12 protein-coding genes are annotated in these 12,510 nt (G+C 69.5%); 5 read left to right on the top strand and 7 right to left on the bottom strand.

From position 1 onward, the window contains the following. The 3 genes from RAMLITH_RS12805 (at position 1) to RAMLITH_RS12795 (ending at position 2,935) form a co-directional block, all read left to right on the top strand. The gene (locus RAMLITH_RS12805; RefSeq protein WP_168107816.1) at positions 1-1,368 is read left to right on the top strand and encodes a peptidylprolyl isomerase; all 1,368 of its coding nucleotides are present in this window, start codon (positions 1-3) and stop codon (positions 1,366-1,368) included. Between the two features lie 82 nt (positions 1,369-1,450). After that, on the top strand, positions 1,451-2,227 hold the full coding sequence (rsmA, locus tag RAMLITH_RS12800) for a 16S rRNA (adenine(1518)-N(6)/adenine(1519)-N(6))-dimethyltransferase RsmA (protein WP_168107815.1): 777 nt from the start codon (positions 1,451-1,453) through the stop codon (positions 2,225-2,227). A gap of 126 nt (positions 2,228-2,353) precedes the next feature. Further along, positions 2,354-2,935 carry a hypothetical protein gene (locus tag RAMLITH_RS12795; RefSeq protein WP_168107814.1) on the top strand — a complete coding sequence of 194 codons (582 nt, stop codon included), beginning with the start codon at positions 2,354-2,356 and terminating at the stop codon, positions 2,933-2,935. A gap of 106 nt (positions 2,936-3,041) precedes the next feature. Here the strand turns inward: RAMLITH_RS12795 and RAMLITH_RS26070 are convergent, their stop codons facing one another. From RAMLITH_RS26070 to RAMLITH_RS12780, 4 genes are all read right to left on the bottom strand, one after another. Next, on the bottom strand, positions 3,042-3,173 hold the full coding sequence (locus RAMLITH_RS26070; RefSeq protein ID WP_272954184.1) for a hypothetical protein: 132 nt from the start codon (positions 3,171-3,173) through the stop codon (positions 3,042-3,044). A gap of 56 nt (positions 3,174-3,229) precedes the next feature. Beyond that, positions 3,230-3,658, bottom strand: a complete 429-nt coding sequence (locus tag RAMLITH_RS12790) for a barstar family protein (protein ID WP_168107813.1) — start codon at positions 3,656-3,658, stop codon at positions 3,230-3,232. Positions 3,659-3,705: 47 nt separating this feature from the next. Then, on the bottom strand, positions 3,706-4,107 hold the full coding sequence (locus RAMLITH_RS12785; protein WP_168107812.1) for a guanyl-specific ribonuclease: 402 nt from the start codon (positions 4,105-4,107) through the stop codon (positions 3,706-3,708). Positions 4,108-4,291: 184 nt separating this feature from the next. Next, positions 4,292-6,604 (bottom strand): NADP-dependent malic enzyme, encoded by a 2,313-nt coding sequence (locus RAMLITH_RS12780; protein WP_168107811.1) that lies wholly within the window; start codon positions 6,602-6,604, stop codon positions 4,292-4,294. A gap of 383 nt (positions 6,605-6,987) precedes the next feature. Here RAMLITH_RS12780 and RAMLITH_RS12775 point away from each other — a divergent pair, with 383 nt between their 5' ends. Continuing rightward, entirely contained in the window at positions 6,988-7,842 is an 855-nt protein-coding gene (locus tag RAMLITH_RS12775) for a Crp/Fnr family transcriptional regulator (RefSeq protein WP_168107810.1), read from the top strand. Between the two features lie 9 nt (positions 7,843-7,851). Here RAMLITH_RS12775 and RAMLITH_RS12770 read toward each other — a convergent pair whose 3' ends face one another. From RAMLITH_RS12770 to RAMLITH_RS12760, 3 genes are read right to left on the bottom strand one after another with little or no spacing between them, the layout of a single operon-like run. Next, complete coding sequence (locus RAMLITH_RS12770) at positions 7,852-9,243, bottom strand: aminopeptidase P N-terminal domain-containing protein (protein WP_168107809.1); 1,392 nt, start codon at positions 9,241-9,243, stop codon at positions 7,852-7,854. Then, positions 9,240-9,941: a nucleotidyltransferase family protein gene (locus RAMLITH_RS12765; RefSeq protein ID WP_238344179.1), complete on the bottom strand. Its 702-nt coding sequence runs from the start codon at positions 9,939-9,941 to the stop codon at positions 9,240-9,242. Before RAMLITH_RS12765 ends, RAMLITH_RS12770 begins: the two co-directional genes overlap by 4 nt. A gap of 13 nt (positions 9,942-9,954) precedes the next feature. Further along, positions 9,955-10,317: an S-adenosylmethionine decarboxylase family protein gene (locus RAMLITH_RS12760; protein WP_168107808.1), complete on the bottom strand. Its 363-nt coding sequence runs from the start codon at positions 10,315-10,317 to the stop codon at positions 9,955-9,957. Positions 10,318-10,438: 121 nt separating this feature from the next. Here RAMLITH_RS12760 and tkt point away from each other — a divergent pair, with 121 nt between their 5' ends. After that, positions 10,439-12,499 (top strand): transketolase, encoded by a 2,061-nt coding sequence (gene tkt / locus RAMLITH_RS12755; protein ID WP_168107807.1) that lies wholly within the window; start codon positions 10,439-10,441, stop codon positions 12,497-12,499. Positions 12,500-12,510 lie beyond the last annotated feature (11 nt).

The following is a 12,510-nucleotide window of genomic DNA, read 5'->3' as shown; positions in this document are numbered from 1 at the left end:
ATGAACCAACGCCTCCATGTCCTGTGGCTGGCCTGCGCCGCCCAGGCCCTTGCCCTGACCCTGCCGGCCAGCGCGCAGGGCCTGCGCGTGCCGCCCTCGGGCGGGCGCCCCGCCGTCCGCGCGCCCGACGCGGCGCCCCGCACGGCGGACTACATCGTGGCCGTGGTGAACTCCGAGCCGATCACCAACCACGAGGTGCGCCAGCGCATGGCGCGCTTCGAGGCGCAGCTGGCCCAGCAGGGACAGGCGGTGCCGCCGCGGGCGGAGTTCGCGCGCCAGGTGCTGGAGCGGCTGATCAGCGAGAAGGCCCAGCTGCAGCTCGCCGCCGACAACGGCATCCGGGTCGACGAGTCCGCCATCGACCAGGCCGAGCAGAACATCGCGCGCCAGAACCAGATCGACGTGGCGGAACTGCGACGGCGGCTGCAGGCCGACGGCATCCCGCTCGCCAGTTTCCGGGAGGAGCTGCGCAACCAGCTGCTGCTCACGCGGCTGCGCGAGCGCGAGTTCGCCGCGACCAAGGTGACCGATCTCGAGGTCGACCAGTACCTGCGCGAACGCGAGAACAGCAATGACCCCGCGTCGCTGGAGCTGAACCTGGCGCACATCCTGGTTGCGGTGCCCGAGAGCGCCGGCGAGGCGCAGGTCGCCCAGCTGCGCGCCCGGGCCCAGCGCGTGCAGGAGCGCGCGCGCGCGGGCGAGGACTTCATCAAGCTCGCCCGCGAGCTGTCGGACGCGCCGGGCGCGGCCCAGACCGGCGGCGTGGTGGGCGTTCGCACGGCGGATCGCTACCCGCCGCTGTTCGTGGACGCGGTGCAGGCGCTGCCCGAGGGCGGGGTCAGCAACGTGATCCGCTCGGGGGCCGGCTTCCACGTCGTCAAGGTGCTGGAAAAGCGCCGTGCCGACCTGCCGGGGGCGCAGGTCGTGCAGAGCCACGCGCGCCACATCCTGTTGCGCACCGGCCCGCAACTGGGCGAAGCGGCGGCACGCCAGCGGCTGGCCGACTACAAGCGCCGGATCCAGGCCGGCCAGGCCGACTTCGCCCAGCTGGCCCGCGAACATTCCCAGGATGCCAGCGCATCCAACGGCGGCGACCTCGGCTGGGCCAGCCCCGGGCTGTTCGTGCCCGAATTCGAGGAGGCCATCGACGGCCTCAAGCCCGGCGAGATCGCCGACCCGGTCGTCTCGCGTTTCGGCGTCCACCTGATCCAGCTGCTGGAGCGGCGCGAGGCGGCGCTCAGCGCGCGCGAGCGGCGCGAACTGGCGCGCGCCATGCTGCGCGAGAAGAAGCTGGACGAGGCCTACGCCAAGTGGGCGCAGGATGTCCGCGGGCGCGCCTACGTGGAACTGCGCGAGCCGCCGACGTGACCATGTCCCGCGGCGCCCAAGCCCGATTCGAGCGCCGCAACGTGCTCCGGCCAGATCGCCGCCTCCATCGAGATCCGACCCCGTGCAGCATGTAGCACGCAAGCGCTTCGGCCAGCATTTCCTGACCGACCCGGCGATCATCGACGCGATCGTCCGGGCGATCGATCCGCGCCCGGGCCAGGCCATGGTGGAGATCGGCCCGGGCCTGGCCGCGCTGACGCAGCCGCTGGTGGAGCGGCTGGGCCGGCTGGCCGTCATCGAACTCGACCGGGACCTGGCCGCGCGGCTGCGCAAGCACCCGCAGCTGAGCGTGACGGAAGCGGACGTGCTCCAGGTCGATTTCGCTGCGCTGGCGGCCTCGCTCGGCACGACGAAGCTGCGCGTGGCCGGCAACCTGCCCTACAACATCTCCACGCCGATCCTCTTTCACCTGCTGCAGTACGTCGACAGCGTGCAGGACCAGCACTTCATGCTGCAGAAGGAAGTCATCGCCCGCATGGTCGCGCGGCCGGCGACGAGCGACTACGGCCGGCTGACCGTCATGCTGCAGTGGCGCTACGAGATGGAGGACGTGCTGTTCGTGCCGCCGCAGGCCTTCGATCCGCCGCCCAAGGTGGACAGCGCCGTGGTGCGGATGGTGCCGCTGGCGCAGCCGGCCGCCGTCGACGAGAAGCTGCTTTCGGAACTGGTCCAGGCGGCCTTCAGCCAGCGCCGCAAGCTGTTGCGGCACAGCCTGGGCAAGTGGCTGGAGCAGCGGCAGTTCGCCGGCGCCTTCGACCTGCAGCGCCGGGCGGAGGAAGTGCCGGTGGCGGAGTACGTCGCGCTGGCACAGGCGCTGACTGGAACCGAGCGGGCGTAGCCTCCGCCTCCACGGAAAAGCGGCGCCGCCGGCTTTCCGTTCAAGAGTTGCCGAGGCCGGGCTTTCAGCCGACAATTCCGCCCCAGTCAGCGGCTGGTGCGCTTCCGGCGGCGGCCGCCGCGCCACGTGAGCTCACACACCAACTGGAGTTTGTCGCGCCGCCCGCAGATCGGGGTCGCGGCACTCGCCGTCGCGATGACCGCGGCGTTGCTGTCCGCTCTGCAGGGCACGCACGTTCGCCGCATCGACGGACCGCCGGGCAAGGTCATGGTCTGGCTGCCGGCGCTCTCTCCCAAGGCGTCAGCGCCGATCTACCGCGAAAAGCGCCGGGCGGGACAGCCAATACCGCCAGCCAAGGCCGGGTTGCGACACTCAGCACCAGCGCGAACCACCGAGCCATTCCCGGCGGTCCCGCCAGCACCGCATCCGGGCGACCCGCCGGTGCCCGTCCCGGAGGCACCGCGCGGACCGGCGACGCTGAACCTTCAGCTTCGGGACGTGGACGCTCGGTCAGGAAGGAGTTCGTTGCGTCAACAGGCAGACAGAGCCGGCACTTACATGGGCGATGCGCGGCTGTCCGAACAGGGCAGGCTGGCGCAGTCCGTCACCCGGGCGGCGAAGGCTGGCTGCCTCGCCTCGAATGAGCACGGCTCGCTTCTGTCGATCTTCAGGATCGCGTACGACGCAGTGACCGACAGGTGCAAATAGCAGAGCCCCTCGCCGCCGAAGCAGGAGGGGCTCTCATCAGTCGAAATCGGGGCCTTTGGCGCTTCCTTGACGGAACGGCCGGCGGGTTCCGCCGGCTGCTCCGGGCTTACGCCGCCGAGAGCCAGTATCCCGCGTTGAATGGGCTGCTCATGCGCAGCGCCAGGGGCGAAACGTCCACCAGCTTGTCGGTGGGCATCTTCTCGCCGTTGTCGGTGACGGCCGGAGCGCTGGGAGCCACTTCGGTGCCTTGAGCCTCGTTCGCCCGTTCTGCTTGGCTGGTTTGTGCAGAACGGGCTACAGAAAAGAATAGAAACACCTGAACGGTATCTTGCGGTCCGCCCAGTAGTCGGCGGTGTCGCGGAAGATGTCGAGCAGCTGCTCGCGCGCTTCCTTGTCGAACTTCGCGTTGGCCGGAATCTGTTCGAGCACGACGATGAAGCCCGGCTGCGGGCCGGACTTGTGGACCGGATCGGTCATGCAGTCGTAGAGCGCGTCGAAGTTCTTGCCGAAATGCGCCGGCAGCATGAACTGCTGGGCGATGAGCTCCAGCACTTCCTGCTTGCTCTGGCCGGCCGCCAGGTTCGCGTAGAGGAAATGGTGCCCCATCGAGCGCGCCGAATCCTGCAGGTCCTGCACCCTGAAGGCACGGATCGACTGCACGATGTTGCTGCGCACGCCCTTCAGCGGCGTCTCGCTGAGTTCCTTACGAAGTGGTGCGTCCATCTCCGTGTCTCTTTCCATAGTCACAAAAAAGTCCCGCTTCATCGGGGTCACTCCACAATCTGTCGAAAACTGGCGTAGTGGTCAGCGGTGTAGTAGCACGCGTGAGGCACCCGGACCGGACCGCCGCACACGATGCGCCGGGCGCCCCGGTCGCGAGATCCTGGCGTGGCGACGGTGTATTCGCGGTAGTAGCCGCGCCTGGCCGCAGGCAGCAGCCGCTCCCTGTTGCCGAACACCGAGCCGTCCTTTTCGTACGGGAAGGGTCCGCCGCGGCGGATCAGTCCGTAGGTCTCCCGAGCCTGCGGCGGCAGCTCGGCCACCTGAACGGCGGCCGACCTGCTGTCGGCGGGACGGTCCGTCCAGCCCCTGGCTTGCACCAGGGAGGCGGCCATCGCTGCTGTCAGCGCGAGGCTAGTAAGCGCAAACTTGACAGCGGCGATGCGCGCCATGACGGGGCCTTCTCGGGGCGCCTTTCTCGGGACGCCACTCCGGGTTAACCCGGAAAAATCAAGGCGGTAGTGTGACGTATCCGTTGCGAAAACGCAAGCTCAATGCTCATTTTTTGGGCAGGCGCCATGGGCTTTCGGCTTTGGCGCGGTCCAAAAAAGTGAGCGCCGGCTGTCGGCGACAGGCTCAGCGCATCGCGTTGGCGTCGGCGACCGTGAGGGCCGCCATGTTGACGATCCGGCGCACAGTCGCGCTGGCGGTGAGGATATGCACCGGCTTGGCCGCCCCCAGCAGGACCGGGCCGATGGCGATGTTGCCGCCGGCCGCCGTCTTGAGCAGGTTGTACGAGATATTGGCGGCATCGATGTTCGGCAGCACCAGCAGGTTCGCGTCCCCGGCCAGCGAACTGTGCGGCATGATCTGCTGGCGGGTGTGCTCGTCGAGCGCGGCGTCGCCGTGCATCTCACCGTCCACTTCCAGCCAGGGCGCCCGCTGGCGCAGCAGGTCGAGGGTCTGGCGCATCTTGACGGCGCTCGGCTGGTTGCTGCTGCCGAAGTTGGAGTGCGACAGCAGCGCGGCCTTGGGCTTGAGCCCGAAGCGCATCATTTCCTCGGCCGCCATCACCGTGATTTCCGCCAGCTGCTCGGCCGTCGGGTCGTAATTGACGTGGGTGTCCACCAGGAACACCTGGCGGTTGGGCAGCAGCAGGCCATTCATGCAGGCGTACGTGTTGACGCCGGGGCGCTTGCCGATGACCTGGTCGACGTACTGCAGGTGCATCGGGGCGGTGCCCCAGGTGCCGCAGATCATGCCGTCGACCTCCTCCTTGTGCAGCAGCATGGCTCCGATCAGCGTCAGCCGCCGGCGCATCTCGATCTTGGCGATCTGCACGGTCACGCCCTTGCGCTCGGTCATGCGGTGGTAGGTCTGCCAGAAGTCGCGATAGCGGTGGTCCTGCTCGACGTTCACGACGTCGTAGTCCAGTTCTTCCTTCAGGCGCAGGCCGAACTTCTCGATGCGCTGGGCGATGATCTTCGGCCGGCCGATCAGGGTGGGCCGCACCACGCCTTCGTCGGCGACGATCTGGGCGGCCCGCAGCACCCGCTCTTCCTCGCCTTCGCAGAAGGCCACCCGGTTCTTCGCCGCCATCTTGGCAGCGGCGAAGATGGGCTTCATGGTCGTGCCGGACGCGTAGACGAAGCTCTGCAGCTTCTCCCGGTAGGCGTCCATGTCCTTCACCGGCCGCGAGGCAACGCCGCTGTCGGCGGCGGCCTGGGCCACCGCCGGGGCGATCTTGATCATCAGCCGCGGATCGAATGGCTTGGGAATCAGGTAATCCGGGCCGAACGCCAGTTGCTGGCCCGCATACGCGGCCGCCACCACTTCGCTCTGCTCCGCCTGCGCCAGCTCGGCGATGGCGTAAACCGCCGCGATCTCCATCTCGTCGGTGATCGTCGTCGCGCCCGAGTCCAGCGCCCCGCGGAAGATGTAGGGAAAGCACAGGACGTTGTTGACCTGGTTCGGATAGTCGGTGCGGCCGGTCGCCATGATCGCGTCCGCCCGTACCGCCTGCACTTCCTCGGGCGTGATCTCCGGATTCGGATTGGCCAGCGCCAGGATCAGCGGCCTGGCGGCCATCCGGCGCACCATGTCGGGCTTGAGGACGCCGGCCGCGGACAAGCCGAGGAAGATGTCGGCGCCCTCGATCACTTCGGTCAGCGTGCGGGCCGAGGTCTTCTGCGCGAACTGGATCTTGTCCTCGTCCATCAGTTCCTGGCGGCCTTCGTACACCACGCCGGCCAGGTCGGTCGCGAAGATGTTCTCGCGCGGCAGTCCCAGCTTGAGCAGCAGGTTCAGGCAGGCCAGCGCCGCGGCGCCGGCGCCCGAGGTCACCAGCTTGACCTTGGCAATGTCCTTGCCTGCGACCTTCAGGCCGTTGAGGATCGCGGCGCCGACGGTGATGGCCGTTCCGTGCTGGTCGTCGTGGAAGACTGGGATCTTCATCCGCTCGCGCAGCTTGCGCTCGACGTAGAAGCAGTCCGGGGCCTTGATGTCCTCCAGGTTCACGCCGCCGAAGGTGGGCTCCAGGGCCGCGATCACGTCGACCAGCCGGTCGAGGTCGGTCTTTTCGTTGATCTCGATGTCGAAGACGTCGATCCCGGCGAATTTCTTGAACAGGACGCCCTTGCCCTCCATGACCGGCTTGGCGGCCAGCGGGCCGATGTCGCCCAGGCCCAGGACGGCCGTCCCGTTCGTGATCACGGCGACGAGGTTGCCGCGGCTGGTGTAGCGGAAGGCGGCGGCCGGATCTTTGACGATCTCTTCGCAGGGCGCGGCGACCCCGGGCGAATACGCCAGCGCCAGGTCACGCTGGTTCAACAGCTGCTTGGTGGCGGAGATGGCGATCTTGCCGGGGGTCGGGAATTCGTGGTAGCGCAGGGCTGCCTGGCGCAGTTCGTTGCGCTTCTCGTCGGCATGGGCCGCGGTGGGGGGAGGCATGGGTCGACTTCTCCTGGACGCCGCGCTCGGGGGCGCCGCAGGGAGGGCGCCGGATCGGCGGGGCTGCCATTGTAGACCTCGGTGCGGCCGGCTCCTGCGTCGACGGCCCTCGCGGCCGCCGACGCATCGGTGTAAGCCCGCGTCACCAACCGCATTGAATTGTGTGTCTTACGTGTGTTGCGATCGTTTGCGCTCATGCGCTTTCGCTTACGGGTGCCGTGCCTGAGGCCGGAATAAAACCGCAACCGCGACCGGGCCCTGTCAGCGCACACGCCGCGGGCCGGTACGACCGCGCCGCGCCGCCGCGGTACATGCTGCCCGGCGGCTGGAACGCGCCGTTACGCGGTTGGTGCGAAATACGACAGGCTCATTAGAGTGCCACCATGCCATTCGTCCCGCTTCCCGGCGCCCTGCGCGAACGTGCGCTGGCCAAGCTGCTGCCCCAGAACGGCGTGCTGGCGGCCTTGCCGGAGGACGTGCAGGCGCGGCTGCTGCCGCACCTGGCCCTGGTGGACCTCCCCGCCGGCCAGCAACTGGGGCAGCCGAGCGGCAACTTCGCCCGCGCCTACTTTCCGGTGGCCGGCGTCGTCTCCCTGATCCAGGGGACCGCCGGCGGCGAGCGGGTGTCCGCGATGGTGGGTAGCGAAGGCGTGGTCGGCCTGCCGAAGTTCATGAGCGATCCTTCGGTGATCCGCGTGGCCGTGCAATCCGCCGGCTATGGGCTCGCGCTGGGACGCGAGCAGCTGCTGGAGGAGTGGGCGCGCGGCGGGACGTTCATGCGGCTGCTGATGCGCTACAACCGCGCGCTGGCCGCGCAGAAGGTGGTCCTGAATGCCTGCCGCGGGCTGCACTCGCTGGACCAGCAACTTGGCACGCTGCTCCTGATGAGCCTGGATCGCCTGGGCGGTCAGGAGGTGGTGCTGCCCCAGGACAGCGCGGCGCAACTGCTCGGCGTGCCTGCGCAGGAACTCGGCGCGGCGGTGGACCGGCTGTGCCAGTGCGGCGCGGCATCCTGGCGCCGGCCCGGCGTGTTCGCCGCGCAAGACGGCGCGGCGCTGCGGGCGGTGGCATGCGGGTGCGAGCGGCGGGTGGCCAGCGAATACCAGCGGCTGCTGGCCGACGGCCCGCCGCCGTCCGCGCCGAGCAGCGCCGGCGGCGCGGCAGCCGACGCCAGTCGCCGCGTGGCCCGAGACGCCATGGTCGCGCGCGGCGGCTCCGATCGCCCGCACGGCGGCTGACGCCGCGGCTCACTCCCGCATCAGGGCCTCGATCTCGTCGGCGCGCACCGGCACGCCGCGCGTGATCAGCTCGCAGCCGGCGTCGGTGACGATCGCGTCGTCCTCGATGCGGATGCCGATGTCGTGGAACTGCGCCGGCACGCCTTCGGCCGGCCGCACGTACAGGCCAGGCTCGATCGTCAGCACCATTCCGGGCCGCAGGATCCGGCTGGGCCGGTTCTTGATGATCTCGCCCGACAGCGGATCCTTGCGCTCGCTCACCTCGCCGACCTGGGATGGCTCGACGTAGCTGCCGCAGTCGTGCACGTCCATCCCGAGCCAGTGGCCCGTGCGGTGCATGTAGAACTGGAAATAGGCGCGCTTCTCGATCACGTCGTCGACGCTGCCGACCTTGTCCCGGTCCAGCAGGCCGAGGTCGAGCATCCCCTGCGACAGCACCTTCACGCTGGCGTCGTGCGGATCGGTGAAGCGCGCTCCGGGCCTGGTCGCAGCCACGGCGGCCTCCTGCGACGCGAGCACCAGGTCGTAGAGCGCGCGCTGCGGTCCGGTGAACCGGCCGTCGGCCGGAAAGGTCCGCGTGATGTCGCTGGCATAGCCGTCCAGTTCGCAGCCGGCATCGATCAGCACCAGCTCGCCGCTGCGCACCGGCGCGGTGTCCGCCCGGTAGTGCAGCACGCAGGCGTTGGCGCCGGCCGCCACGATCGAGGTGTAGGCCGGGAACTGCGAGCCGCCCTGGCGGAACTCGTGCAGCAGTTCGGCCTCCAGGTGGTACTCGCGCACGTCCCGGCCTTCGCGCAACAGGCGTGCCGACAGCTTCATGGCCCGCACGTGCGCCGCGGCGCTGATCCGCGCGGCCCGGCGCATGGTGTCCTGCTCCTGCGCGTCCTTCACCAGGCGCATCTCGTCGAGCACCGCGCACAGGTCGTGCTGCCGCTCGGGGCACAGCGCCCCGTAGCGCACCCGCGCGCGCACCTGGTTCAGCCAGCCGGCGATCCGCACCTCGAGCCCGTCGTGGATCGCGAACGGATACCACACCGACGCGCGGTTCTCCAGCAGCTTCGGCAGCAGCGCGTTCAGCTCGTCGACGCTGTGCGCAGCGTCGACGCCGAGCGCCGCCGGTGCCGCCTCGGGGCCGAGCCGGTAGCCGTCCCAGATCTCGCGCTCCAGGTCCTTGGGAGCGCAGAACAAGGTGCTGGCGCCCTCGCCGGTGATCACCAGCCACGCGTTCGGCTCCGTGAAGCCCGTGAGGTAATAGAAGTAGCTGTCGTGGCGGAACGGAAAGCTGCTGTCGCGGTTGCGCGCGCGCTCCGGCGCGGTGGGAACGATGGCGATGCCGCCGGCGCCCAGTTGCGCGGCCACGCGGGCGCGGCGCTGCGCATGGATCGACTTGTCGTTGTTCATGATGCGTTGAGTTGGTCCAGCCGCTGCGGGGTCCCGACGTCGGTCCAGGGACCGGTATAGAGCTCCGCGGTGAGCTGCGCATTGTGGATCGCTGCCAGCAGCAGCGGCAGCATGGGGACTTTCAGGCCCTCGGGATTGCCGGCCGGCAGGCTGGCGAAAAACTCGCGGCGGTACAGCCCGATCGTCGAGTACGTGTAGCGCTGGTCCGCCTCGCGCACGGCCAGGCCGTCGGCCAACAGGCCGAAATCGCCTTTCGGGTTGTGCGGCGGATTGGGCACGAGGAACAGGTGCGCGAGCCGGCCGGACGCGGCGAACCGTTCGAGCGCCTCCCGCTTGAACTCGAACTCGGGCACGAACACATCGCCGCCGGCGAGCCAGAACACGTCGTCCAGCAGCGGAAGGGCGCGGGCGATGCCGCCGGCCGTCTCCAGCGCGAAGCCGAAATCGCGGCCCTCGCTGGAATAGCGGATGCGCGGCCATTCGCCGCCGCCGGCGCCGAAGCGCTGCTCGATCCGCTCACCCAGCCACGCGGTGTTGACGACCACGTCCGCGCAGCCGCCGCGGACCAGGGCCTCGAGGTGGTATTGGAGGAGGGGCTTGCCGCGCACGGCCAGCAAGGGCTTGGGGCAGGTGTCGGTCAGCGGCCGCATGCGTTCGCCGCGGCCGGCGGCCAGGATCATCGCTGGAGCACCGGTCATCGAATTGCTTTTTTCACGTCTGGTCTTCGCCCCGGTCGAGCGAGCGTTGTTCGGTCCATTCGGGCTGGAAGCGCTCCACCAGCTCCGCCATCAGCGCCCGTGCCTGCGCCGGCTGGCCGTTGGCCGCCTCGCCCAGGTACACGTCGAGCGCCGCGTTGCGCGCTGCGGGCCAGGTGTGCACGGCCACGTGCGCGTGCGCCAGCAGCACCGCGCCGGTGACGCCACCGGGCGCCGCGCGGAACAGGCGGTCCGCCGGCTGCAGGCCCATCGCGCGGACGGTTTCCGCGCACCACTCGCCGAGCCGGTCGGCGTCGGCCAGCCAGGCCGCGTCGCAGCGGCACCGGTAGAGGTCGGCGGTGAGGTGGAGACCCGGCATCACCAGACTGTAGACGAAGACCGGCGGCCGGCGGCGCGGCCGCCGGTGCCGCGCCGCTACGGCCGGGCAACGCCCGGCCGCTAAAATCTGGGGTTTCCCCCAATCCCGGAGCAGCCACCGAATGGCCAACGAAACACAGATGGCGAACGCGATCCGCGCGCTCGCCATGGACGCCGTGCAACAAGCCAACTCGGGCCACCCCGGCGCCCCGATGGGCATGGCGGACATCGCCGTCGCGTTGTGGGGCCGCCATCTGCGTCACAACCCGGCCGATCCGGCGTGGCCGGACCGCGACCGCTTCGTGCTGTCGAACGGCCATGGATCGATGCTGATCTACGCGCTGCTGCACCTCACCGGCTACGACCTGCCGCTGCAGGAGCTGAAGAACTTCCGCCAGCTCCACAGCAAGACCGCGGGCCATCCCGAGGTGGGCGTCACGCCCGGCGTCGAGACCACCACCGGTCCGCTCGGGCAGGGCATCAGCAACGCCGTCGGCATGGCGCTGGCCGAGAAGCTGCTGGCGACCGAGTTCAACCGCGACGGCCACCAGGTGGTCGACCACTTCACCTACGTCTTCATGGGCGACGGCTGCCTGATGGAAGGTGTCAGCCACGAGAGCTGCGCGCTGGCCGGCGCCTGGAAGCTGAACAAGCTGATCGCCGTGTACGACGACAACGGCATCTCGATCGACGGCGAGGTCAAGCCCTGGTTCATCGACGACACGCCGGCCCGCTTCAAGGCCTACGGCTGGAACGTGGTCGGTCCCATCGACGGCCACGACGTGGACGCCGTGGACAAGGCCCTGGCCCAGGCGCGGCGCAGCGCCGAGAAGCCCACGCTGATCGTGGCCAGGACGCAGATCGGCAAGGGCAGCCCCAACCGGGCGAACACCGCCAAGGCGCACGGCGAGGCGCTGGGCCTGGAGGAAGTGAAGCTCACGCGCGAGGCGCTGGGCTGGCCGCACGAGCCCTTCACGGTGCCCAGGGAGGTGTACGCCGACTGGAACGCGCGCGAGAAGGGCGCCGCCGGGCAGGCCGAGTGGCAGGAACGGTTCGCCGCCTACCGCACCGCGCATCCGGAGCTGGCCGCCGAATTCATGCGCCGCATGAAGGGCGAACTGCCGCGCAACTTCGCGCAGGTCGCCGTCGATGCGGCCGTGGCCGCGCACGCCAAGGCCGAGACCATCGCCTCGCGCAAGGCGTCGCAGATCGCGCTGGAAGCATTCACCGCGGCGCTGCCGGAAATGCTGGGCGGCTCGGCCGACCTCACCGGCTCCAACCTCACCAATACGAAGAGCACGCCGCCGCTGCGGTTCGACCTGGCCGGCAACGTCAAGCTGGCCGAGGAGGCCCAGGGCGACAGTGCGCGCCGGATCGGCCGCCACATCAATTACGGCGTGCGCGAGTTCGGCATGGCGGCGATCATGAACGGCGTCGCGCTGCACGGCGGCTACATTCCCTACGGCGGCACCTTCCTGACGTTCAGCGACTACAGCCGCAACGCGATCCGCATGGCCGCGCTGATGAAGAGGCGGATCATCCACGTCTTCACGCACGACTCGATCGGGCTCGGCGAAGACGGCCCGACCCACCAGTCGATCGAACACGCCGCGAGCCTGCGCCTGATTCCCAACCTGGACGTCTGGCGTCCCTGCGACACGGCGGAGACCGCCGTCGCGTGGGCCGTCGCGCTGCAGAACGCGAACCGGCCGACGGCGCTGCTGCTGTCGCGCCAGAACCTGCCGTATGCGCCGAAGGCGGGCCTCGAGGACATCAGCAAAGGCGCCTACGTGCTGGCCGAACCCGCCGAGGTGGGGCTGGACGCGCCGCTGCACGCCGTGATCATCGCCACCGGCTCCGAAGTGCAGCTGGCGCTGAAGGCACAGGAGCAGCTGGCCGCCCAGGGCATCGCCGTGCGCGTCGTGTCCATGCCCAGCACCACCGCCTTCGACCGCCAGGGCGCGATCTACAAGACGCAGGTGCTGCCCGCGGGCGTGCCGCGCATCGCGGTCGAAATGGGCGTCACCGACTTCTGGTGGAAGTACGGTTGCGCTGCCGTGGTGGGCATTGACAGCTATGGCGAGTCGGCCCCGGCCAACGTGCTGTTCAAGCACTTCGGATTCACCCCCGAGAATGTGGCCGACACCGTGCGGGCCGTGCTGTCCGGACCGGTTTCGCGATAGGCTCTCTTCGT

The organism is Ramlibacter lithotrophicus, assembly GCF_012184415.1.
GTDB classification, from domain to species: domain Bacteria; phylum Pseudomonadota; class Gammaproteobacteria; order Burkholderiales; family Burkholderiaceae_C; genus Ramlibacter; species Ramlibacter lithotrophicus.
The sequence above is the reverse complement of the archived record's forward strand: the minus strand, read 5'-3'. Positions and strand labels throughout refer to the sequence as shown.

Excerpts from the sequence above, each read along its gene's own strand:
- RAMLITH_RS12805 (WP_168107816.1), top strand. The coding sequence starts at position 1 with ATGAACCAACGCCTCCATGTCCTGTGGCTGGCCTGCGCCGCCCAGGCC.
- RAMLITH_RS12790 (WP_168107813.1), bottom strand. The coding sequence starts at position 3,658 with ATGGACGCACCACTTCGTAAGGAACTCAGCGAGACGCCGCTGAAGGGC.
- RAMLITH_RS12785 (WP_168107812.1), bottom strand. The coding sequence starts at position 4,107 with ATGGCGCGCATCGCCGCTGTCAAGTTTGCGCTTACTAGCCTCGCGCTG.
- RAMLITH_RS12780 (WP_168107811.1), bottom strand. The coding sequence starts at position 6,604 with ATGCCTCCCCCCACCGCGGCCCATGCCGACGAGAAGCGCAACGAACTG.
- RAMLITH_RS12775 (WP_168107810.1), top strand. The coding sequence starts at position 6,988 with ATGCCATTCGTCCCGCTTCCCGGCGCCCTGCGCGAACGTGCGCTGGCC.
- RAMLITH_RS12770 (WP_168107809.1), bottom strand. The coding sequence starts at position 9,243 with ATGAACAACGACAAGTCGATCCATGCGCAGCGCCGCGCCCGCGTGGCC.
- RAMLITH_RS12765 (WP_238344179.1), bottom strand. The coding sequence starts at position 9,941 with ATGACCGGTGCTCCAGCGATGATCCTGGCCGCCGGCCGCGGCGAACGC.
- RAMLITH_RS12760 (WP_168107808.1), bottom strand. The coding sequence starts at position 10,317 with ATGCCGGGTCTCCACCTCACCGCCGACCTCTACCGGTGCCGCTGCGAC.
- tkt (WP_168107807.1), top strand. The coding sequence starts at position 10,439 with ATGGCCAACGAAACACAGATGGCGAACGCGATCCGCGCGCTCGCCATG.